This is a genomic window from Cellvibrionales bacterium, from assembly GCA_016713115.1.
In the GTDB taxonomy this organism is placed as follows: Bacteria; Pseudomonadota; Gammaproteobacteria; order Pseudomonadales; family UBA7239; genus UBA7239.
The window spans coordinates 2,093,870-2,116,271 of record JADJPU010000001.1; the positions used below are offsets into that span (position 1 = coordinate 2,093,870).

Sequence of the window (22,402 nt, forward strand, 5' to 3'; positions counted from 1 at the left end):
ATTTAAAAATCGCTATTTGATGAGTCGCAGTGCGAACGGTACGCGAAATGGTTTTCCATCAGAGACAGCCACAGCGCCCATCACACAAAACACAATGTGACACAGCCACACAGCAATAATCACTAAAAAATCCCACCAGAATAATGGTGAGTACGTTGCCGACAATCAGCATCAGTACAAAGGTGATGCCCCAATTCAACGCCTCTTTTGCCTGGTCTTGCACATACGCATCATCTTTTTTAGCCAGATAAAAAGCCAAGCCTGGAATAAAGGCCAATAGGGTGCTGCCTAGCCAACACAGCAGAGCGAGATTTTTGCTTTCTTGTGAGGTAGCTGAAGAGGCTTCGGTATTGGTGCCGGGTGTGCTGTTCGTGTCCTGATCCATGCGCGTGTCCTCGAATAGTGTGCGCTACAATTATGGCTGATTTTTTGCCGTTGTCAGCCCATGAAAACTTCCCGCCGTGTTTCAAACGTTCTGTTAGTTGTGAGCCTTGCTGCATTGCTCAGTGCATGCTTGGGCGGGCTAATTGCCAGCGCCGGCACACAAGTGATGTTGGCGATACTCAAGCCCATGGTTGGCCTGGACCCTAACAGTAACGGCTTGTTTCAGCAGCCGATCATCAAAAATCGCATGCAATCTTTTTTGGGGGATTACTACGATCCCACTATGCAGTTATTGCGCACAGCCGATAAAGTACAAGAAGAAGGGCCGCTGTTTTATGTGGTATCGCGCTATACACCTATTCCTCAAATAGCAGAGAAGGCGGGATTTGTCTGGAATTCAGACACTAATCAAATGGCGGTTATGCTCATTAGTGGCGGTTCGACAACGGTGATTGCCGAGCGATTAATCAAACAGCAGGCCAATCAGCAAATGGCAAAGTAGTGCCGCAATGGCCTACAGAGCTGCAAACCTATCTCGATCGAGATGCTTTAAAGAAAAAACTCACGGATGCAGCCGTGCAAGCAACCAGTGATGCACTCAATAAAACAGCAGAAGATCAATTACAGGAAGCATTAAAAGCGCATGAGGCATCATAGGCTCAAGAAGCTGTGCCGCCACCATCGCCTTGAGTAGCAAAACGTTGATAGCCAGCCGCCATCGCGTGAACAGCTTGTTGCATGATGCTGCGGTCAGCGAGTACATCCAGGGTTACCATTTCATTGGCGAGCGCGATGTAAGCGGGCAGCAGTGCTTTTACCGATTCGTACTGCGCATCATCCAGTGATGTTTTTGCGGCGACTAAATAGCCAACCAATACTTGTTGTAAATGTGCTGTAGAGTTGGTGTCTGTCATGTGAGGGTTACTCATATACGGGTTATTCGGGCAGGAAAATGCATTGGATCAGCAATTGGCTATGATACATGCCGTGTCCAGTTACTGATATTGGATGCATTAAATCTCGGTATTGATAAACAGGCTGGATTGGCATCACATTATCGGGATTTGATAACAACCCGCTTGATCCGGCTGGTTTCACCGGTCTTGATGCTGACCATTTTTTTTGCGCAGTGAAAATACTCGGCTACCAGCGCTATCAGCTCCACATTGGCCTTGCCATCCACAGGCGGAGATTTCAGTTTTGCCACCCATGAGCCGTCACTGGTTTGCGTCAGCGAAGAAACTTTTGCGCGCGGTGTGACTTTGATCTGGAGGATGGTGTCCATGTGTCTATTCAGCGTTGTACCGATTCAAAATACTACAAAAGATACCGGCAATTATTTTTTCAAACGAGTTTTTGCCATGTTCTATTGGGGGTTACTTTTCAAACTTCCAGCTGCGTTCACGCACGCAAATGGCATTCACTCCGAGTGCATGGCAAGCGCGGACTACATCCGGGTTGTCGTCGAACATCAATGCCACTTGCTGCTCTGCACAAACCTGAGCTTTCCACTGCCCGACATTTTCCAAAGCATCTGCTGGGCAACAATGGATTTCAGTTACATCGGGCGTAATGCCAAGATGTTGGCACACATAATCCAATGTCAGTTCATCGTTGACGGTGACAATGATTACGCGATCAAAGCGCCGTGCTAATTCTTGAAAAGCCAGCGGGTAATCGCTGGTGGTTTCATCCCAGTCCAGCGCCAGTGTGTTGAGGAAGCTGCGAGTCTGCGCATGCTTGAATTCAATGTACATGGGTCGGTTCCTCCTGTCTGGATCGGGTGCACAGCCAATGATAGAGGGCAAGAGGCGCATCAGGTGAGCTTTGACTCTGCTATCAATAGCCCAATGAAATGGAATGAGTTGTGGTATAAATCAAAAGTCGAATCGAATTCACAAAACGGGCTGGCTGCTTGAAAGACATCAACGAAATCAGAATGGCGCTGCGTAAGTTTGCAGCAGACAGGGACTGGGATCAGTTTCATTCACCAAAGAATCTGGTTATGGCACTCAGCGTTGAGGTGGCCGAATTGATGGAGCATTTCCAGTGGTTGTCAGAGCAGCAGTCTGCCGGTCTTGATGCGGAAATAAAGCAGGCAGTGGAAGAGGAGATAGCGGATATCCAGCTATACCTGATCCGGTTGGCGGACAAGCTGGATATAGATGTTCTTTCTGCGGTAGAAAGAAAATTCAGAAAAAATGAAACGAGATACCCTGCGGATAAAGTCAGGGGAAGCGCCAGAAAGTACACTGAATATCAGGAAGAAGGAAAGTAGGAAGTGATTGTATACGTGGCGGATAAGAACAAGTTTATCGATGATGTAAAAGAAAATTCCATACATAAGAAAATTCTAGCTGAGTTTGAAAGGCGGTTGTTCAGGAGACCGGCGGCAAACGAAATCGACTCATGGAAAAACTCCATGGAATACATGTTCAAGATATTGATTGATCCTGATATTCCATCAAATGCAGGTGTTTCTATTGAGTACACATTGCCACTGACGAGCAAGCGCATAGACTTCATATTGACAGGCCAGAATGCAGATGGTTGTGATACCGCTGTGATTGTAGAGCTTAAACAGTGGAGTGATGTTAAGAAAACAGAAAAGGATGGGGTGGTAAGAACCTGGCTGGGAAAAAATGAAAGAGAAACCAGTCATCCTTCCTATCAGGCATGGACTTATGCTGCATTGATTGAAGATTACAACGAAGCTGTCCGTAACGATAATATTGCATTACGGCCGTGTGCCTATCTGCACAATCTTGATGTTGATACGGCTATCAACGACCAGTTTTACGCGGATCACATCAACAAAGCGCCAGTCTTTATCTCTTCTGATGCAAAAAAGCTTGCTGAATTCTTTAAATTACATGTCAAGTTTGGCGATACAAAATGCATTATGTATCGCATTGAGCATGGGAAAATAAAGCCATCCAAGGCTTTGGCTGACAGTCTTGTGTCTATGATGAAAGGCAATCGTGAGTTTCTGATGATCGACGATCAGAAGCTAGTGTATGAGACGGCTGTGGACTTGGCTCATAAAGCCCAAAAGGGGAAGAAGCAGGTTTTGATCGTTGAAGGTGGCCCTGGAACCGGTAAATCTGTGGTGGCTATTAACTTGCTGGTTGCATTGACTAATAGGGAAATGCTTGTCCAGTATGTTTCCAAGAATGCCGCACCGAGGGCTGTTTACGCCGCAAAACTTGCCGGAACAATGACAAAAACAAAAATCAATAATTTATTCAAAGGCTCCGGTTCATATATGGAGTCAGAAAATAATTTCTTTGATGTTCTGGTGGTGGATGAAGCGCATAGAATGAATGAGAAGTCTGGTCTTTACCAGAATATGGGTGATAACCAGATCAAGGAGGTTATTGCTGCATCTAAATGTTCAATATTTTTTATTGATGAAAACCAGCGGGTTACGCTCAAGGACATTGGTTCAAAGGAAGAGATTGAGAGGTTTGCGGCGCAACAAGGAGCTGTTGTTCATGCATTGGAATTGAAATCGCAGTTTCGCTGTAACGGATCAGATGGCTACTTGTCTTGGCTGGATAACTCATTGCAAATAAAGGAAACGGCCAACGCCACACTTGATGGCGTTGATTATGACTTCAGGGTTTTTAATTCCCCCAATGAGTTGAGAGAGGCAATTCTCAAGAAAAATAGTACGCACAACAAAGCTAGGCTTGTGGCCGGATATTGCTGGCAATGGAAAAGCAAGAAAAACCCTAGGGCTATGGATATTGTCATCGAAGAACATGATTTCGAAGCCAAATGGAATTTGATGGAAGATGGTAGTCTGTGGATTATGGGGAGAGACTCAGTCCATCAAGTTGGCTGCATTCATACCTGCCAAGGTCTTGAAGTGGATTATATCGGGGTGATTGTTGGCTCTGACCTCGTTGTGCGTGATGGAAAAATTATTACAGACGGCAACAAGAGGGCGAGAGGAGATAAATCTATCAGTGGTTTCAAGAGTCGCCTGAAAAGTCATCGTGTGTCAGCACTTAAAGAAGCGGATGTGATTATAAAAAATACTTATCGCACATTAATGACTCGTGGCCAAAAGGGTTGCTATATTTATTGCGATGATAAAGAAACGGGTGAATATTTCAGGAGGTTAATAGAAAACTCAAAAAGGGAAGAGCAGATTTTTATCGATGAAATGTATCCAAGGCTCAATTTGCAAATTCTGCCAGAAAATCTGGTTAAGCCCTTTGTTAATGCCGTGCCCCTATATGATCTGAAGGTAGCTGCTGGTGGATTTAGTGAATACCAGCAGGCTGGCAACTTTGATTGGGTTGAGTTGCCAGAGCCTTTTACACCGAAAAAAGGCTACTTTATTGTTCAGGTGGTGGGTGAATCAATGAATAAAAAGATTCCTGATGGTTCTTGGTGTTTATTTCGTGCGGATGCAGCGGGTTCGAGGAATGGCAAGGTAGTACTTGTCCAGCACAGGGATATACAAGACGGTGATATGGGCGGTCATTACACGGTTAAAAACTATATGAGTGAAAAGACCGGAAATGATATTGATGGCTGGCAACATTCCAGAATTGTTTTGAGTCCTAGCACCACGGCACTTGGATATAAAGATATTGTTTTGACTGCTGACATTTCAGAACTCACTGTTATTGGTGAATTGGTTGCTATTCTTTCCTGAGTGCAAGTGGTCGGTTGTATTAGTGTTGACTAGCATCCGAAACTAATCTTTTTAGGGGTGATATTCACGTTGAAAATTGCTCCGAGTTAAGTTGTTATCCTGCCATGTTGCGGACATTGGCAATTTTATTTGGAAGACAAGGCGCAACAAGCAGCGCTCCTACAGAGATCATGCTATGACAACCCACTACATCCTCATCGATTACGAAAACGTTCCCGTTAAATCGCTCGCTTTATTGAAAGGTGATCGCTTTCGCGTTGGTGTTTTTCTCGGCCCGAAAAACACGCGTCTCGCTACGGAATTTGTGCTGGCGATGCGCGAGCTGGGCGAGCAGGGCAATTACATCCAGTTGGATGCGGGTGGGCCGAATGCACTGGATTTTCACATTGCCTACTATCTGGGGCGTTTGCTGGAGGCGAAAGCAGCCGACAGCTATCACATCATTTCGAAAGACAAAGGTTTTGATGCGCTGGTGGCGCATGTGAGCAAGAGCGGCGTTGCGTGCGAACGGGTGGATTCAATTGAAGCGATGTCTTGTCTGCCGAAGCAAGCGGTTGCGAAAGTGGCTGCGTCTGCCAAGGTAGCGGCTAAACCATCCACCAAAAAGAAAGCAGATGAACTGGTGGCGCTGGTAGTGGCAAATTTTACAAAACGTGTCACTGGCAGGCCGCGCACAGAAAAGACTTTGCGCTCTACGGTAAAAACACTGTGCGGTGGGCAATATTCCGATAAAGAATTGGATGCGGTGATGGCCAGGTTGTTGAAGAAAACTTACGTCGTCGTGACGGACGGCAAAGTAACGTACCAGTTGCCATAGGTCTGGCGAGCTACTGAATCATCGAGCACAAATATGAAACTCATGCTTTTTCTCAATCGCCCTGCGCCACAATCAACGGATGCCTTCCGCGAGTCGCTGTTGTCTTTTTTGGATGCGCTGCCGGAGGCGTTCACTGCCATACGTTTGGCCTTGGCCGATGAGGCCGTCGCTCCGGCGCAGCCGTTGGCGATGTTGTCGACCGCGCATCCGCATGATGCGATGGTGTCGGTGAAGGTGGCTGACGGTGTGGATAGTGCTTTATTGATGGAAGGCTTGCGCCCGCTGGCAGCCGGTATCTGCGCCTATCAGGTGGATGAGCGCGAGCCGTTGCATTACGAAGCAGCACCGGGGCGGGTTGAGGGCATGTGCCAGGTGGCGATGTTCAGAAAGCCTGCGCACCTGACGCGCGAGCAATGGCTCGATATCTGGCTGAACAGCCATACGCAGGTGGCGATAGATACGCAGTCGACGTTTTCGTATCGGCAGAATGTTGTGGCGGCGGTGTTGCCGCTGGCAGGCGATGCCACTTATGTCGGGCCTGTTTATGACGCGATTGTGGAAGAGCAATTTCCTGCTGCTGCGATGACTGATCGCTCGGCGTTCTATGCTGCGCCGGGTGACACTGCGCGTTACAAAGCCAATGAGCAGGCGATGATCGAGAGTGTGATGCGTTTTATCGATTTTGCCGGATTTGAATGCGTGCCGATGAGTGAGTATCGGTTGCGTTAGGCGCTCTTGTATCTGCGTTGGTTTTCAGCAAATACTTATACAAACTATTTGACTTGTACAACTCAATAGCCTACCTTGAATATCAGGTATACAAATTATTTGGCTTGTACAACATGGATAGCACGACAGCAAAACCCGTTACAGCACGCATTCCGGTCGGAATCAGCGCCTGCCTGCTCGGTGAGAAGGTCCGCTACGACGCCCAGCACAAGCGATCCGCCTTCTGTAACGAGGTGTTGTCGCAGTACTTTGCATTCCAGCCGTTCTGCCCGGAAATGGCCATAGGGCTGGGCGCACCCCGTCCGACCATCCGTCTGGTGGGCCAACCGGGCGACCTGCGTGCCATCCAGGCCACCGAGACCCCGCGCGATGTGACGGACGATCTGGCGCTTTATGCCGATACCGTGCTCAGCCAGCAGATACAGCTGTGCGGCTTTGTATTCACCGAGAAATCCCCCAGCTGCGGCCTGTTCCGGGTGCGCGCCTACAACGGGAAAGGCAACACGCTCAACGACAGCTCGCGCGGTGTCTTTGCCCGCCGTATCACCGAGCGCTGGCCGCTGCTGCCGGTGGAAGAATCCGGCCGCCTGAATGACGTGGATCTGTGCGAGAACTTCGTGTTGCGTGTGTACGCCTTCCATGAGTGGCACAACACGGTGCTGCCCTCCGTTACACCGCATGTGCTGATCCGCTTCTGGTCCAGCTACAAGTACCTGGTGCTGGCGCACGATGAGAAAACCTATCGCCAGATCGGCCCGCGCCTGGCCAATCTCGCGGTCGACAATTTCCCGGCCCTCGCCAATGAGGTGTTTGAAATGCTTATGCGCGCCTTGGAAAAACCGTCCACCCGCGCGAGCAACACCAATGCCCTGCAACACTTGCGCGGCTTTATCAAGAACTCCATTGACGATGTTGAAAAACAGACAATCAATACGCTGATCAACCAGTATCGCGCAGGTCATGTGCCCTTGATTGTGCCGCTGGCGATGTTGCGCCACCTGCTGGCGCGCTACCCCGATGCCTATGCCAATGACCAGCGTTTCCTGAATCCGTACCCCGATGCACTTGGCCTGCGCAACCGGAAATGACATGAATATGAAAACAATCAAACAATTCTCGATACGCGACCTGTCGGAAATTACTGGCGTTAATGCAGTGACGCTGCGCGCCTGGGAGCGCCGTTATGGCCTGCTGAAACCCAGCCGCACGGAAAAAGGCCATCGCTACTACACCGTGGATGATGTTGAACACGTCCGCAACATTCTCAACTGGCTGGATCGCGGCGTGGCCATCAGCAAGGTGCGGCCGCTGCTGGACACGGAACAACCGCCAGCAGACATGATCAGTGACGATGGCAGTCACTGGCAGGAAACCCTGCAGCAATCTCTGGGGCTGATCAACGTCTTCCAGCGCGAAAAACTGGCGCAGCAGATGAATGAACTGTTCGCCAACTACCCACTTGATACGCTGGCTCGCAATTACCTCACACCGCTGCAAGACCGGTTGGGCAATCAGGCAGCACTGCGCTTCGGCGCTACAGCAGAAAAAATCTTTTTCGACAGCGAACTGCATACTGACCTGCTGGCACGCATCCGTCACGCCAACAGCAACAACAATGGCCAACGGCTGTTGCTAATGGCCCTGGATGGTCAGCAATACAGCATCCAGTCGCTGTTGCTGGCGCTGGCGCTTCTGGAAGCCGGTTACCGTCTGCACCTGCTGTTGAATGCCTGCAGCCTGCGCGAAATTCCTTACATCATCGAACAGGCTTCTGGCGGCGCAGCACTGGCAGCGGTGATTTGCCACTGCGACAGCAAGCCCGATGTGCAGCAACTGGAGCAGGAACTGGCTCGTGCTGCCAGCAAAGCCCATGTGCCGTTTTTTATCAGCGGCCAGTGGCTGGATATCCTGCCCGGCTTGCGCACAACTGCAGGCACAACGCCACTGGATCACACCCTGCGTCTGGCGGTCAGCACCGTCGGCACAGCACTGAGGAAGCCGGCATGACTCTCTCGGCGCTCACCCAGGCACTACTGGCACTGTATAACCGTGGTGGCAGCTACACACCGGAACAACTGGCTGCGGTGTACAGCCAGGACATCGTGTTTACTGATCCCGCACACAGCATCCACGGCTTGCCAGCACTCTGCGCTTACCTGAACCACCAGTACAGCAACGTCACCAACTGCCGTTTCATCGCGACAGGCGAGTGGGCGACAGGCGAAGTGACCAGCAGCCAGAAATCCGGCGTAGCCTGCCTGTTTCTGCAATGGGATATGCAGGTACGTCACCCGAAACTCAACGGCGGGCGCATGATCACTGTCAACGGCCTGTCACAACTGCAGTGCCGTGTACAGACCGACGGCAACCAGCGGATTGCGATGCACCGCGACTACTTCGACCTCGGCCAGCTGTTGTACGAGAACGTGCCGGTACTCGGCGCACTCAACCGCCGCCTCAAGAAAGGAATGTCGTCATGAGTGCGCGTTTTGCACAGTTTCTCTCGCAACCGCGCACCGCCTGGATCACCGGCGCCAGTTCCGGCATCGGCCGCGAACTCGCGCTGCAGCTGGCGCAAGCAGGCCACCGCGTGGTGATCAGCGCGCGCAATGCCGAGGCACTGCAAGCAATGGCAACACAGTATCCACAACAGTTGTTGCCACTGCCTGTCGATATTGCCGATAACAGCGCCATGGCAGAAGCCAGCGCCCAACTGGCTGCGCTGGCGCCCGCGCTCGATCTGGTGATCCTCAACGCTGGCACCTGTGAGTACCTCAATGACGGCGCACTTGATATGGCGTTGATCAACAGGGTGATGTCGGTGAATTTCACTGGCACCCTGCAGGCTGCCGCGTTGGCACTGTCACTGTTGAAGCATGCTTCACAACCGGCGTTGTATGTAGTGAGCAGTCAGGTCACCACGCTGGCGCTGACCCGCTCCGGAGCCTATGGCGCCTCCAAGGCTGCATTGGAATATTTCTGCCGCTGCCTGCGCATTGACCTGCTGCCTGCCGGTATCTTTGTCGGCATCATCCGACCCGGTTTTGTGAAAACACCGCTGACCGACCGCAACGATTTTTCCATGCCGTGGCTGTGGACTGCTGAAAAAGCCGCGCGCCATATCCTGCGCGGCATTGACCGTCGCCGTGCAGAAATGACTTTCCCGCTGGCACTGCATGCCCTGTTGTCGCTGCTGGCCTGCCTGCCACACACCCGGTGGGCATCGCTGGCGCAATCGATGAGAAAACCTGCGGAGAATGCACACTGATGAAAATCGCGATTATCGGTACCGGCATCGCCGGCCTCACCGCCGCCTACCTGCTCAACCGAAAGCACGACATCACCGTGTTTGAAGCCGGCAGTACGATTGGCGGCCACACCGCCACTGTCGATATCACCATGCCGGACGGCGAACAGCAGGCCATCGACACCGGTTTTATTGTCTACAACGAATGGACGTACCCGAATTTCATCAAGCTGTTGTCACAACTCGGTATCACCGGCCAGCCGACCGAGATGTCGTTCAGTGTGCGTGACGCGCGCAGCAGTCTGGAATATGGCGGCAACAACCTCAATACCTTGTTCACTCAGCGGTTGAACTTGTTGCGCCCGTCTTTCCTGCGCATGGTGAAAGATATCCTGCGCTTCAACAAGGAGAGCATTGCCGATCTCGATGCCGGCATACTGGCGCCAGGCATGACACTCGGCCAGTACCTGCGCGACCGCCGCTACAGCCACGAGTTCATCACTCACTATCTGGTACCGATGGGTGCAGCGATCTGGTCGGCCAGTACCCGGACGATGCTGGCATTCCCGCTGCTGTTCTTCGTACGTTTCTTTCGCAACCATGGTCTTCTCAGTGTCACACACAGGCCGCAGTGGTTTGTGATTCCCGGTGGCTCGCGCACATATCTGGCACCGCTGACGCGTAATTTTTCCGAGCGCATCCGTACAGACAGCGCGGTGACAGCAGTACGGCGCGACAAGACGGGCGCTACCGTGAGCAGCCGCCACGGCGACGAACGCTTCGACGCTGTCATCATCGCTGCACACAGCGATCAGGCACTCGCGATGCTGCAGGATTCATCGCCACAAGAGCAGGAAATTCTGTCAGCGATCCCCTATCAGTCCAACGAAGTGGTGCTGCACACCGATACCCGCTTGCTGCCCACACACCGCCGCGCTTGGTCCAGCTGGAACTATCACCTCGCGACCGATGGACAATCCGGATCCTGTGAGCAGTCACATGCCGTGCTGACGTATGACATGAATATCCTGCAGGGTTTGCAGTCCCAACACACCTACTGCGTGACCCTGAACCACACGCAGGCGATTGATCCGGCAAAAATCCTGCACAGCTTCCACTACGCCCACCCGGTGTTCACTCTGCCCGGCATTGCTGCCCAGGAACGCTGGCACGAGATCAACGGCATCAACCACACCTGGTTTTGCGGTGCTTACTGGCGCAACGGCTTTCATGAAGACGGCGTGGACAGTGCGCTGCGCATTGCTGAAGCCTTCGGTGAATCCTTATGACAGCTGCCACTGTGCACAGCCGTCTCTACAGCGGGCAGATCCGTCACCGTCGTCACCGCGACGGCCAACACGCCTTCACCTACCCGATTACCTTGCTGTATGTCGATCTCGATGAAACCGGCACACTGTTCACCGATGTACCGTTCTGGTCTGCACGCCGCCCAGCTGTTGGCTGGCTGCGCGAGAAGGATTATCTCGCCAACGTTTCCGGCGACACCTTGCGCCAGCGGGTGAACAATGCCGTGTTCCAGGCCACCGGCAAATACCCGGCCGGCCCGGTGCGCCTGCTCACGCATCCGCGCTACATGGGTTTCGGCATGAATCCGATCAGCTGCTTCTACTGCTTCAAGCCCGATGGCATTTCCCTGCAATACCTGGTGGCAGAAGTGACCAACACGCCGTGGCGTGAGCGCATCGCCTATGTCTTGCCCTGCGACCCCGCTAACAAGAAACAGCATGTGCGTTTCGCCAAACAAATGCATGTGTCGCCGTTCAATCCGATGAACATGGATTATCTCGCGTACTTCAACGCGCCGGAGCAGTTGCTGTACCTGCATCTGGAAAACCGGCAAGACAGTGAGTGCATTACCGATGCCACACTGACCCTGCACGAACAGCCTGTGACGCGTCAGGTCTTGCTGCGGCTGTTGTGGCAGTTCCCGCTGCAGACCGTGCAAGTCGCCGCCGGCATTTACTGGCAGGCCTTGCGCCTGTGGCTGCGTGGCGCCCGTTTTCATCATCACAGCCCGCTGCAAACCCGCATCCCAACCTCCAATACCGTTTCCGCACCGAAGGAGATCCAACCATGAACGCAGTCCTCCAATGGGGAATGTCACTCATCAACAAATCACCGCTGACACTGGTACCGACAGAGCGCGGCACATCCAACCAGAAAGAAAGCTTTTACCGCAGTGTGGTGATCAGTCTGCTGAAAAAATTGCAGGGCGGCAGGCTGGCCGTGTTTGAAAACGACCAGGTGCACGTTTATGGCCAGTTGGCGAACGAGGGTGACATCAATGCCAGTATCAACATTCACGATGCCGGCGCTTGGCAGATGATGGTGACGCGTGGCTCGATCGGTGCCGGTGAGGCCTACATGGAGGGCTACTGGACATCACCCGACCTGACACAAGTGGTGCGCTTGCTGGTGCGCAACCGCGAGGTGCTGAATGCCCTGGACGGCCAGCAAAGCCTGATGGCTCGACTGGCACTGAAAGCCATACATGCCATGAACCGCAATACACGCGAAGGCGCACAGAAAAACATCCGCGCGCATTACGATCTCAACAACGATTTTTTTCAGCTGTTTCTCGATCCGTCGATGATGTATTCCTCTGCCGTGTTCCGTCATCCAGCCGAACCGCTGGCAGAAGCCTCGGCATACAAACTGGACATGATCTGCCAGCAGTTGGAGTTGAGGGCGGAAGATCACCTGATCGAGATTGGCGCCGGCTGGGGCGGCATGGCCATCCACGCTGTGAAACACTATGGCTGCCGCGTGACCACCACCACCATCTCGCAGGAACAATACGATTTTGCCAAAGCGCGCATCGAGCGTGAGGGTCTGGCTGACCGCATCACCCTGTTGCTGCAGGATTACCGCGAGCTGACCGGCAGCTATGACAAGCTGGTGTCCATTGAGATGATCGAGGCCGTCGGTGCCGAGTTCCAGCAAGGCTATTTCGAGATCTGCAGCCAGCTGTTGAAACCGGGCGGCAAGGCGCTGATCCAGGCCATCACCATCCGCGAAGATCTGTATGACGCCTATCTTGACGACACCGACTTCATCCGCCAGTACATTTTCCCCGGCGGCTGCCTGCCCACCGTGCAGCGTATGAAAGAACTGACCCGCGAACACACCAATCTGGAATTGCACGGACTGACTGACATCACGCTGGATTACGCGCGCACCTTGGACCACTGGCGCCAGCGCTTCCTGTTCAATGTGCCACAGGTGATGACACTGGGGTTTGACTTGTCCTTCATCCGCATGTGGGAGTTCTACCTGTGCTACTGCGAGGGCGGGTTTCTTGAAGGCAGCATCGGTACGCACCAGTTGCTGTTTGTCCGTAATAACCCTGCATGAACAAGGACAACATCCGGCGCAACATCATCAACATTTTCGCCACGCAAGTGGTGTGGTTTGTCTGTGTACTGGTTGGTGATCCGGGAAGTATCGTTCTGCTGCTGCACCTGCTGGTGTACCAGCTGTGGATTGGTCCGCTGCAGAAGCAATGGCCTTGTATTGCGCTGATCGCCGCCATCGGTTTTGCCGTCGACAGCACTATTTCCTGGCTCGGTTATCTTGTCTACCCGGCGCATCTTCTCAGTGACTGGCACATCGCTCCGTTATGGATGGCTGCACTGTGGTGTTCGTTTGCCACGCTGTTCCTGTACGGCCTGCAGTGGCTGCAACACCGCCTGCTGCTGGCTGCTGCACTGGGCGCTATCGTCGGTGCGGGCACCTACTACGTCGGTGCCGGCCTCAGTGGTGCACGGTCGGGTATCAACATTCCGGAATTCCTGGTTTGCCACGCCGCGCTGTGGGCCATCATGACACCGCTGTTTGCCCTGCTGGCAAAAGGGAAGAACCATGCGTAACCTCCTGCCTGTTGTTATCGCAACCTGCGCGCTGTTCGTTAGTGGCTGGCTGGCTGCATCGCCACAACCGCTGCGGGTGACAGGCATCGCCACCCACACAGGCAACCGGCAGCCGGCCTACAGCGAACATCACACCATCACACGCGAACAACACAGCGTGCGCTATCTCGGCACTGATGACAGCCTGCTGGCCAGCAAAAACCTGCATTACACGCACGGCTACAACACGCCGGTATACACCCTGGAAGACACACGCTTTGCGCGCCAGACCGGTAGCCTCTGGCAGGATGGCGCGTTTGTGGTGTTCCAGCAGGAACAAACCGGTAAACGCCATGAAGACACTTTTCCTCCGGACAACAAGCTGGTGATCGATGCCGGCTTTGACCATTTCATCCGCTCCCAATGGGATGCACTGGTCGCGGGCGAGGTGCTGCCGTTTACCTTTGTGGTGGCGGATCCGCTGGTGGCACTGGACATGCAGTTGCAGCAAATCCCTGCTGCCGACTCCCCGATTGTCGAGAAGCGCGACGACTACCGCTACTTTGTCGCCAGCAGCAGCCATCGGCTGATCAGCTGGGCAGTGCCTGAAATTCATGTCGCCTATGACGAAAAAGAAAAACTGCTGCGAATGTACCAGGGCTTGTCCAACATCACCGATGACAATGACAAGCGCCAGAATGTGCTAATACGCTACCGATACGATTTTGCGCCAACGATTGCGCCAGGAGAGCAGGGCAATGACTAATGTCACCATCAGCAGTTTGTCTACCAACAATGACGTACTCGAGAAAATATACAGTGACAGCCGTCTGGCCAACTTTATTGAAGCCTCCCGCACACCACTGCGCATTGCCTGCAACACCGACAAATATTTCCCGCTGATTGTACCGCTGTGGTTCCTGTTTGACGGCCAGGCATTCTGGTGTGTTACGCACAAGGATGCGAAATTGCTGAAATATCTCTATCGTGATCAGCGAGTGGGTTTCGAGATCGCCAATAATGATCCGCCCTACGCCGGCGCACGTGGCCACGGTATGGTGGAGATCATCCCGGAAAAAGGCCGCGATATGCTGCCAAAACTGTTGAAACGCTACCTGATTCGCGAGGAGAGCCGTCTGGCACAGTGGTTACTGGCGCGTTCGGACGATGAAGTCGCCATTCGTCTGTGCCCGATCTACATCAACGGCTGGGATTACCAGCAGCGCATGAGTGATACGCGCGAATTCTGAGGAGCTCGCATGAAAATCTTGCTTGTCATTCTGTCCATCCTGCTACTCGCAGCTTGCACCGGCCCGGACATCCAGCAGTACAACGCCTTGCAACCTGCCTTTCATGCCGAGCAGTTTTTTAATGGTCAACTCACAGCACACGGTGTGCTGAAAAACCGCAGCGGTGAGGTAACGCGCACGTTCAACGCCACCATCCATGCCTACTGGAAAAACGGTGTTGGTACACTGGAAGAACGCTTCGAATTCAACGACGGCGAGATACAGTTTCGCAACTGGACGCTCACCCCGCAGGACAATGGCCGCTATATTGCCACCGCCGGTGATGTGCTCGGCAACGGCAGTGCAGAAACCGCCGGCAATGCCTTCCATCTCGATTACACCTTGCAGATCCAGTACAACGGCAAGCCGCTTGCGTTGACAGTGGATGACTGGATGTTCCGCGTGAATGACAAGGTGGTGATCAACCGCTCCACGTTGTCGAAGTGGGGCTTCAATGTTGGCAGTATCGAGTTGACCATCCTGAAGCTGTAAGGCGTAATTGATCACACCCTACAATATCTTGCTTTGTCCGCCGATATTGCCCCGTTAACGTTTCCTAACCTGCCGACTGTAATAAGCGCTGTAACTTATTGATAAATATGGCGGGGAGGTGACCGTTAAATTAAAGGAATATCACATTGATAAATAAGTAAATATTATTATTTATCTTGCAAAATGTGCCCCCACTTGTGCCCCCAAATTGGATTCCTTCGCGGGTTCAAATCCGTATCAGTAATTTCCGGAGGCTCGCCGGTTAAAGCATCAGTTGCATATTCACTCAGGGTGCCATGATGCCTCAAACCTCTTTTCTTGGGAATTCTCCTGAAACCGCAGACAATGTCCGACGCGATTTGTTGTAGATAGTTAGGTGGCTTGGCATGTTGGCAATGGAAGAAGTTGAAGAGAACTGCTGGGTATTCCACTGGGATGAAAAGTACCGGGCAGCTGACCCCCAGTTGGACAAGGCCATTGATGCCTGGGAGGCCGGTTACTGTGAGCGGGCAGAGGACATCCTCAAACGCCTTTTGCGCCAATTTCCCTTGCATATCGATGCGTTGCATCATCTGGCTGTTTTCTACAGTCAGCTTGACCTGCATGTCGAGGCCTATATGGCTGCACAGGCGGCTGTCAGTGTCGGGTTCCGTACTTTTCCCAATCGGCATCGCCGGGGCGTAAACCATTCTCACGCAGCGCTTTCTGCTCATCTGCGGCAACCTCGTTGTTAGTGACAGAGATACACTGACGACTACCGCCATCTTGGCGGTTCAGGCGCATTACTGCATGGGCAGTAGTGCCGGATCCAGAAAAGAAGTCCAAGATATCCGGGTTGATCCAGCGGGTGGCGCCGCTCACCCCGGTTTTGGGTAATGCTGGCACAAACACCACGGCAACACTTCCCCCAACTGCTGGCTTTTCTCTTTATGGCCAGGCAACCAGCCCATCTTGACCATGGCTGCCACCGGGATGCGCTGGAGCCAACCCAGATCCATTACCAGCCGCTTTTGTTCATCCGCGCGGGCTTTGGCCGCCTGGTAGTTAGCCTCCAGGTTCAGCCAGTACTGGACAGGCATACCCAAAGCCCGCTCCAGCTTGATGGCCGTCTCCGGGGTAATAACTGAAGTTCCTGTGCTCTTGATGATTGTATTCAGGTGCTTTTCAGTGATCCCGGTACGCTTTGCCAGCTCCGCCTTGGTCATCTTGCGAGTATCCAGCTCGTACTCCAGTACTTCGCCGGGGGTACACACCCAAGGCAAGACGGTCTTCACGTTTGAGAAATCGGTATTTCATTCGCCAGTATTTCGAGCCATTTGGCATGACTTCCAGATACAGGCCGCCACCATCAGCCAGTTTGTAAGGCTTGGCCATGGGGGCAGCCTTGCGAACGGCTAGTTCTGTCAGCTTGTTTAGACTGTTTGCCATTGTGCCCCCAGCATGATTTCGCACGTGCCCCCATATGTGCCCCCAGATTTTGCGGCTTGGGGCGAATGCGTGCGAACAATCATGGACAAAAAGGCGAAAAAAAACCAGCACTTAGGCTGGTTTTAGAACGTTCACGAACAGTGGTGAACAGGCATCTGGCGGAGGAGGTGGGATTTGAACCCACGGAAGGCTTTCACCTTCGCCGGTTTTCAAGACCGGTGCATTCAACCACTCTGCCACCCCTCCGGTGTTTTTGCTGTGGTGAAAAACAGGCGCGCATTGTAACGATGCGGCCGTGTTTTTCCAAACGCTTTTACGCGTATTAGCGGCGGATTAACGATTGCCGAAGTCGTCGTTGCGGTGGCGATTGCTGTTGCTGTTGCCGCGCGAGCCGCTGTGGTGATGGTTGCCGTTGCCACTTCCGCTGCCACTGCGGTTTCGGTTGTTGTTACTGCTGCCGTTGTTCTGCCAATAGCTGCCACCGCCGCCGTTGCCTTGTCCTTGTTGCTGTGGGCGTTTGTGGCGATAAGGGCGTGCGGCTTTCACGCCTTCAAACGGATTGCGGTTTTCGTTGGTAAGCGGCTGTTCGTCGCCGGTGCGGCGGCGCTGTTGCTGTTGCGGCTGTGCTTGCTGCTGGCCGTAAGGGCGCTGCTGGCGGTTTTGGCCTTGCGGCGCGCCGTCGCGCTGCTGTTGCGGACGGCGATTTTGTTGCTGTTGACCATTGTTGTTGCTGCGCGGGCGATCACCCTGCGGTCTTTCTCTCTGTGTGCGCTCGCCTTGTGGGCGTTCACCCTGCGGACGCTGACCTTGCTGCTGCGGGCGGTGTGGGCGCATGTTTTGCTGGCGGCCGTTGGGGATGGGCTCGGCGCGAATGGAGGGGTCTGGCTCAAAGCCCTCAACAGTTTTCTTTTCCAGCTCGCGTTTCAGCAGGCGCTCGATGCCAACCAAGAGTTTATGTTCGTCGATGCAGACCAGTGACAGCGCTTCGCCTTCCACGCCGGCGCGACCGGTGCGGCCGATGCGGTGTACATAATCTTCCGGCACATGCGGCAGCTCAAAGTTGATGACATGGGGCAGCTCGCTGATGTCGATACCGCGCGCGGCAATATCGGTAGCTACCAACACTTGCAATTTACCGAGGCGGAAATCGCCCAGCGCCTTGGTGCGTGCGCCTTGGCTTTTGTTGCCGTGGATGGCCATCGCGCTGATGCCGGCTTTGTCCAGTTGCTCGGCCAAGCGGTTGGCGCCGTGCTTGGTGCGCGTGAACACCAGCACCTGATACCAGTTGTTGTCTTGGATGAGCTTCATCAGCAGCTCGCGTTTCCGCTCGCGATCGACCAAGTACACGCTCTGTGCCACGGTGTCAGCAGCGGCGTTGCGACGCGCCACTTCAATCAACACCGGCTCATCGAGTAAACCTTCAGCCAGTGCTTTAATTTCGTCGGAAAAAGTTGCTGAAAACAATAAGTTCTGACGCTTTGCTGGAAGTAACTTTAATATACGGCGAATGTCGTGAATGAAGCCCATGTCCAGCATGCGGTCCGCTTCGTCCAGCACTAGAATTTCGAGTTGCGACAAATCCAGTGTGCCTTGGCTGACATGGTCGAGCAGGCGGCCTGGGGTGGCGACGAGGATATCGATGTTTACCAGCTGTTCAAGCTGAGGATTGATGCTCACACCACCGAACATCACCATGGATTTCAGCGGCAGGTGCGCGCCGTAGTGGCGCACATTGTCTTGCACTTGCGCCGCCAGTTCGCGGGTTGGGGTGAGAACGAGTGCGCGAATACTGTTCGCTTGGCGGGTGGCAGGTGCGGGTCTCGTAGAGAGCAGCTGCAGGATAGGGAGCGTGAAGGCGGCCGTTTTGCCGGTGCCCGTTTGAGCGCCGGCGAGTAAATCTTTGCCGGTGAGTACGGCGGGGATGGCTTGTAGTTGGATAGGGGTGGGTTGGGTGTAGCCGCGATCATTGACCGCTTGCACGAGCGTATCGGCCAAGCCAAGTGAGGAAAATGCCATAAAACTCCAATGTCAGTTTTGAGTCTGTTCTTTGAACAGAGTGCGCATCTCGCTAGCGACTTTGCGCGGTTTTTTAATCAGCGTGGTTTCGCAGGCGGCCTGTTGGGCGGGCTGAATCATCACGCGGTACTGTCCGGCAGGTATCTCTGCTTCGGGAATCAGCCAAGTCTGCAAGGCAGCGGCCGTTTCCGGGATAGCAAATGCCATAGCCGCATCTGTTGTCTGCGTATCACACAAGGTGATGGTTGCCGGTAGGGCAGGCAGCGTGCTATCGGCACTAACAACGACAGCAAGAGCGTTGCCGCGGTGCCGGATGGCTATGGAACAGGGGGCTGCAGGGGTGGAGGTAGGTGGGCAAAATTGCCCTGCCACCACAGGCAGGCGCGGCAGTATAGCCGCCTCGGGCGCAAATTGCATGAGCTTGATGATGCCCAGATGATCGGCCACAAACAGGAAGTGGTCACTCATTGGCGGGAAGTAGATCGCTAGGCGGCGAAAGTCGCCATCTTCAATCCAGAGGCGGTAAGTTTCCTGAAAGCGCTGCGCTTGCGATTGGATAAAAGGCACCATACGAAAGGCAGAGAGCTGAATACTCATTGCTACAGCTAACAAAAGCATTGCGGCACGATTACGCCAGCGCGCGGGCAACCAGTATTCGATACAAACCGTACTCAGCAGCAGTGTGGCAAGTAGGGAATACATTTTGTAACGCGATTCCACTGCACCTGCGGCACCAAACGCCAAGCCGCGCGTTGCGCCAGCTGTAAGTGCGGATGCGAGTGCAAACAGCAGAATACCGCTGATTAGCCAATCTACTGCGCGATAACGCAGCAACCAAAATAAAGCAGCGAACAGTGCCAGTGCGCCTACAGTCATTGCTAAACCAAGGTGCGCAGTGGAAAACACCGTGCTGCCGAGAAATACCAGCACTGCGCCAAGCATGCGCCCAATAAAATGCGCTTCCCAGTGTTCGATGACATCAGCCAGCGTGATTGGCGATGGCGTACCGTAGGTGCGTTTTGCCCATGCGTACAGCAACGCGGCACAGGCAGCGGTTAATAGCCACAGCATGACATAGCGAAGTCGCTGCGTTTGGTATTGCGTATCGAATAACAAAATCACGGCGCCAACGGGCCAAATCAACACGCCGTTGCCCTGCGAAAAAGTGGCCAGCAGCGCGAAAAAAATACCTAGCGCAAAGTTTTTGCAGCGCGCCAAGGTAAACAGTGTGGCGAGGCTAAAAAGAATAACGGCTTGATTGGAAATGGCCGTCATGGCTTTGAAGGAGCTATCCCAGTAATACAGATTGATGTAACCAATCACAATCACTGCAAGATAAAACGGCTTGCGTTCGCTTTTTATGGAGCATCCGAGCAGGCAGCCGGTGGCGACAATAATGAGATGGCCAATCAGGGTTAAACCGTAAAAATGCACTTCGCCCAGTAATTGATACTGCAAAAAATAAATGAGATGACTGAATGCAGTGACATGCTCGTTATTGGGATAAAAAAACGCGCCAATTTTTTCTGGCAGCGTGTGTGTCAGCGCCAGTTGTTTGAAAAAACCAAAAACATCATTGAGGTCATCAAACTTGGGCGTGTTGTCCGTCAGCCAGCAGGCGGTGATCAAATAGCCAATAACACTTAACGCTGCCAGTGCGTACCAGTAGCGTGAAGTGAGGATGTTGTTTTTAGCGTGCATCAATCAAAACGCGGTGCGCGCTTTTCAAAAAAAGCGGTCACAGCTTCTATGTTTTCCGGTGTGCCGACTTGCCGCATCATCGCCGCCAATTCGAGGTCGCGCGTTTCTTGAATGTGCTGACGGTGTGCCTGCATCATCAAACGTTTGGTTTCGCGCAGAGAATTGCGCGGCCACTGCGCCATTTCTGCCGCTTTTTCCTGTGTTTTAGCGAGCAGCGCATCATCGGCAAACACAGCGCGTGCAATGCCGGTTCCCACTGCTTTTTCAGCGTTTATCCATTCGGCTGTGAACAGTAATTCTGCAGCTTGTTGATAGCCAAGGCTGCGCGCCAAGGTATAACTGCAAGCGGCTTCCGGCACCAAACCCAAATTGACAAACGGAAAGCGCAATTTCAGGGATTCACCGACGAACACCACATCACAGTGCAGCAAGGCAGTGGCACCAAAACCAATGGCTGCGCCTTTGGCGGCGGCGAGTAAGGGCTTATCGAGTTGCACTAACTCGTCCATCATCTGTTCAAATGGCGGTTTTTCATTCGGCTCGCCGGTTAAGTCGGATAGATCTACACCGGAAGAAAAATCTTTGCCGGCGCCAGTGAAAACCACGACAGACACTTTGTCATCTTCACGCACGGCTTTTAGTGTGTCGCGCAAGCTCAACCATGCCGCGCGGTTAAACGCATTTTTTCTTTCTGGGCGATTAAAGGTAATAGTGCAAATGCGTTGATGAATATCAGTGAGTACATAATTATTTTCTGTTTGAGTCATGCAAAGTGTCCGTTATTTTGTTGCGCAAGAATGGTTTCTTGCAGGGTTTCATGCAGCGGGCGCGGTTGCCATCCTGTTATGCGACGCATTTTGCTGTCATCCAGCAAGCGTTTGAAAGGCACGGGCAGTGGCAGGCGAAAAAATGGGTGATCGCCGTTGGCGGCTACCCAAGCATCGTAAAACGCCCAGAAGTCGTGATTGTCACCGCTGATATTAAACGCCTCGCCCACGGTGCTTGCATTGTCTAGCGATAAAATCGCTGCGCGCGCTAAATCACCGGCGTACACCATCGGCAAATTTAAGCGAGTAGGGTAGGGCGTGACGATATGCCAGCGCATAAGCCAATCAAACCAATGTGAAAAAGAGTTTTGATCAAACGCGCCAAAAATCACATAAGGGCGCAGTGTGGTGAGTTGCAATGACCACGCTTGCGCCAACTCCCATGCCTCTTGTTCTGCCATGGCTTTAGAAATGGAATAAATACTGAAGCGATGGCGTTTGTCTTGCGCAGTGCGCAGCGCGGCAGTTTCATCAACCGCATGCTCGGCAAATACTTTTTGGTACACGCTGGCCGATGACATAGCCACCACGCGCGTAACGCCGGCGTCTTTGCAGGCTTGCAGTGTGTTTTTGGTGCCTTCGAGATTTTGACGAATCAGTGCGTCGTAATCTCGATTGAAAGACACTTGCCCCGCATTGGCGATCACCGCATCGCAACCGAAAAATGCTTGCGTCATGGCTGCGGTGTCTGACAAATCAGCTACACGCAATTCAATGCCGGCGCGTTTTAATTCCGGCACTTTGTTTGGATTGCGCACCACGGCGACCACTTGTTTACCAGCATCTAATAATTCTTTCACCAAGTAGCGACCGACAAAACCGCTAGCGCCGGTGACGGCTATTTTTTGATGGGCAGATGTGGTTTCCATGATGTTTTCTCTGTGTGTCTGTCCGTGTAAAAAAAGGCCAGTGTAAAACTGGCCTCGGTGCAGTA

At 53.1% G+C, this 22,402-nt stretch carries 27 protein-coding genes, 1 tRNA gene and 2 pseudogenes; 17 read left to right on the top strand and 13 right to left on the bottom strand.

Annotated features, from left to right (window positions below; translation table 11 throughout):
- Positions 1-12: 12 nt before the first annotated feature.
- Positions 13-385 (bottom strand): annotated as a pseudogene (locus IPK30_10285) (DUF4870 domain-containing protein).
- 99 nt (positions 386-484) lie between these two features.
- On the opposite strand from IPK30_10285, the gene IPK30_10290 reads away from it, so the two are divergent.
- Positions 485-886, top strand: coding sequence for a hypothetical protein (locus IPK30_10290; protein ID MBK8103636.1), 402 nt, complete (start codon positions 485-487; stop codon positions 884-886).
- A complete protein-coding gene (locus tag IPK30_10295) occupies positions 886-1,041 on the top strand; it encodes a hypothetical protein (GenBank protein MBK8103637.1) in 156 nt (51 codons plus the stop codon). The genes IPK30_10290 and IPK30_10295 overlap by 1 nt, the downstream gene beginning before the upstream one ends.
- A gap of 2 nt (positions 1,042-1,043) precedes the next feature.
- Here IPK30_10295 and IPK30_10300 read toward each other — a convergent pair whose 3' ends face one another.
- The 3 genes from IPK30_10300 to IPK30_10310 all read right to left on the bottom strand — a co-directional run bounded on the left by IPK30_10300 (position 1,044) and on the right by IPK30_10310 (position 2,141).
- Positions 1,044-1,298 carry a hypothetical protein gene (locus IPK30_10300; GenBank protein ID MBK8103638.1) on the bottom strand — a complete coding sequence of 85 codons (255 nt, stop codon included), beginning with the start codon at positions 1,296-1,298 and terminating at the stop codon, positions 1,044-1,046.
- A gap of 140 nt (positions 1,299-1,438) precedes the next feature.
- A complete protein-coding gene (locus tag IPK30_10305; GenBank protein ID MBK8103639.1) occupies positions 1,439-1,669 on the bottom strand; it encodes a DUF167 domain-containing protein in 231 nt (76 codons plus the stop codon).
- Between the two features lie 91 nt (positions 1,670-1,760).
- A complete protein-coding gene (locus tag IPK30_10310) occupies positions 1,761-2,141 on the bottom strand; it encodes an HAD family hydrolase (GenBank protein MBK8103640.1) in 381 nt (126 codons plus the stop codon).
- Between the two features lie 182 nt (positions 2,142-2,323).
- Here IPK30_10310 and IPK30_10315 point away from each other — a divergent pair, with 182 nt between their 5' ends.
- The 15 genes from IPK30_10315 (at position 2,324) to IPK30_10385 (ending at position 15,496) form a co-directional block, all read left to right on the top strand.
- On the top strand, positions 2,324-2,662 hold the full coding sequence (locus IPK30_10315; protein ID MBK8103641.1) for a nucleotide pyrophosphohydrolase: 339 nt from the start codon (positions 2,324-2,326) through the stop codon (positions 2,660-2,662).
- A gap of 3 nt (positions 2,663-2,665) precedes the next feature.
- Positions 2,666-5,053: a DUF2075 domain-containing protein gene (locus tag IPK30_10320; GenBank protein MBK8103642.1), complete on the top strand. Its 2,388-nt coding sequence runs from the start codon at positions 2,666-2,668 to the stop codon at positions 5,051-5,053.
- A gap of 175 nt (positions 5,054-5,228) precedes the next feature.
- A complete protein-coding gene (locus IPK30_10325) occupies positions 5,229-5,870 on the top strand; it encodes a hypothetical protein (protein ID MBK8103643.1) in 642 nt (213 codons plus the stop codon).
- 33 nt (positions 5,871-5,903) lie between these two features.
- Positions 5,904-6,599, top strand: coding sequence for an EthD domain-containing protein (locus tag IPK30_10330; GenBank protein ID MBK8103644.1), 696 nt, complete (start codon positions 5,904-5,906; stop codon positions 6,597-6,599).
- A gap of 113 nt (positions 6,600-6,712) precedes the next feature.
- Positions 6,713-7,687 carry a DUF523 and DUF1722 domain-containing protein gene (locus IPK30_10335; protein ID MBK8103645.1) on the top strand — a complete coding sequence of 325 codons (975 nt, stop codon included), beginning with the start codon at positions 6,713-6,715 and terminating at the stop codon, positions 7,685-7,687.
- A gap of 1 nt (position 7,688) precedes the next feature.
- Entirely contained in the window at positions 7,689-8,606 is a 918-nt protein-coding gene (locus tag IPK30_10340) for a MerR family transcriptional regulator (GenBank protein MBK8103646.1), read from the top strand.
- Positions 8,603-9,079 (top strand): nuclear transport factor 2 family protein, encoded by a 477-nt coding sequence (locus tag IPK30_10345; GenBank protein ID MBK8103647.1) that lies wholly within the window; start codon positions 8,603-8,605, stop codon positions 9,077-9,079. Before IPK30_10340 ends, IPK30_10345 begins: the two co-directional genes overlap by 4 nt.
- Positions 9,076-9,867, top strand: a complete 792-nt coding sequence (locus IPK30_10350) for an SDR family NAD(P)-dependent oxidoreductase (GenBank protein MBK8103648.1) — start codon at positions 9,076-9,078, stop codon at positions 9,865-9,867. The genes IPK30_10345 and IPK30_10350 overlap by 4 nt, the downstream gene beginning before the upstream one ends.
- Complete coding sequence (locus IPK30_10355; GenBank protein MBK8103649.1) at positions 9,867-11,135, top strand: FAD-dependent oxidoreductase; 1,269 nt, start codon at positions 9,867-9,869, stop codon at positions 11,133-11,135. The genes IPK30_10350 and IPK30_10355 overlap by 1 nt, the downstream gene beginning before the upstream one ends.
- Positions 11,132-11,944, top strand: a complete 813-nt coding sequence (locus tag IPK30_10360) for a DUF1365 domain-containing protein (protein MBK8103650.1) — start codon at positions 11,132-11,134, stop codon at positions 11,942-11,944. The genes IPK30_10355 and IPK30_10360 overlap by 4 nt, the downstream gene beginning before the upstream one ends.
- A gap of 20 nt (positions 11,945-11,964) precedes the next feature.
- A complete protein-coding gene (locus IPK30_10365; GenBank protein MBK8103651.1) occupies positions 11,965-13,221 on the top strand; it encodes a class I SAM-dependent methyltransferase in 1,257 nt (418 codons plus the stop codon).
- Entirely contained in the window at positions 13,218-13,736 is a 519-nt protein-coding gene (locus tag IPK30_10370) for a DUF2878 domain-containing protein (protein ID MBK8103652.1), read from the top strand. The genes IPK30_10365 and IPK30_10370 overlap by 4 nt, the downstream gene beginning before the upstream one ends.
- A complete protein-coding gene (locus IPK30_10375; protein MBK8103653.1) occupies positions 13,729-14,481 on the top strand; it encodes a hypothetical protein in 753 nt (250 codons plus the stop codon). The genes IPK30_10370 and IPK30_10375 overlap by 8 nt, the downstream gene beginning before the upstream one ends.
- The gene (locus IPK30_10380) at positions 14,474-14,965 is read left to right on the top strand and encodes a pyridoxamine 5'-phosphate oxidase family protein (GenBank protein MBK8103654.1); all 492 of its coding nucleotides are present in this window, start codon (positions 14,474-14,476) and stop codon (positions 14,963-14,965) included. The genes IPK30_10375 and IPK30_10380 overlap by 8 nt, the downstream gene beginning before the upstream one ends.
- A gap of 9 nt (positions 14,966-14,974) precedes the next feature.
- A complete protein-coding gene (locus IPK30_10385) occupies positions 14,975-15,496 on the top strand; it encodes a DUF3833 domain-containing protein (GenBank protein MBK8103655.1) in 522 nt (173 codons plus the stop codon).
- 167 nt (positions 15,497-15,663) lie between these two features.
- Here the strand turns inward: IPK30_10385 and IPK30_10390 are convergent, their stop codons facing one another.
- The 9 genes and pseudogenes from IPK30_10390 to IPK30_10430 form a co-directional block, all read right to left on the bottom strand.
- Positions 15,664-16,209 (bottom strand): hypothetical protein, encoded by a 546-nt coding sequence (locus IPK30_10390; protein ID MBK8103656.1) that lies wholly within the window; start codon positions 16,207-16,209, stop codon positions 15,664-15,666.
- A pseudogene (locus IPK30_10395) lies at positions 16,145-16,279 on the bottom strand (DNA methylase). Before IPK30_10395 ends, IPK30_10390 begins: the two are co-directional and overlap by 65 nt.
- A gap of 74 nt (positions 16,280-16,353) precedes the next feature.
- The gene (locus IPK30_10400; GenBank protein MBK8103657.1) at positions 16,354-16,701 is read right to left on the bottom strand and encodes a helix-turn-helix domain-containing protein; all 348 of its coding nucleotides are present in this window, start codon (positions 16,699-16,701) and stop codon (positions 16,354-16,356) included.
- Positions 16,661-16,924, bottom strand: coding sequence for a DUF4102 domain-containing protein (locus IPK30_10405; GenBank protein MBK8103658.1), 264 nt, complete (start codon positions 16,922-16,924; stop codon positions 16,661-16,663). The genes IPK30_10400 and IPK30_10405 overlap by 41 nt, the downstream gene beginning before the upstream one ends.
- 156 nt (positions 16,925-17,080) lie before the next feature.
- Positions 17,081-17,170 (bottom strand) — tRNA-Ser (locus IPK30_10410).
- An 87-nt stretch (positions 17,171-17,257) separates the two neighbouring features.
- Positions 17,258-18,940 carry a DEAD/DEAH box helicase gene (locus tag IPK30_10415; protein ID MBK8103659.1) on the bottom strand — a complete coding sequence of 561 codons (1,683 nt, stop codon included), beginning with the start codon at positions 18,938-18,940 and terminating at the stop codon, positions 17,258-17,260.
- Positions 18,941-18,952: 12 nt separating this feature from the next.
- On the bottom strand, positions 18,953-20,641 hold the full coding sequence (locus IPK30_10420) for a hypothetical protein (protein ID MBK8103660.1): 1,689 nt from the start codon (positions 20,639-20,641) through the stop codon (positions 18,953-18,955).
- On the bottom strand, positions 20,641-21,408 hold the full coding sequence (locus IPK30_10425) for an enoyl-CoA hydratase/isomerase family protein (GenBank protein MBK8103661.1): 768 nt from the start codon (positions 21,406-21,408) through the stop codon (positions 20,641-20,643). The genes IPK30_10420 and IPK30_10425 overlap by 1 nt, the downstream gene beginning before the upstream one ends.
- A complete protein-coding gene (locus IPK30_10430; GenBank protein ID MBK8103662.1) occupies positions 21,405-22,337 on the bottom strand; it encodes an SDR family NAD(P)-dependent oxidoreductase in 933 nt (310 codons plus the stop codon). Before IPK30_10430 ends, IPK30_10425 begins: the two co-directional genes overlap by 4 nt.
- Between the last annotated feature and the right edge of the window lie 65 nt (positions 22,338-22,402).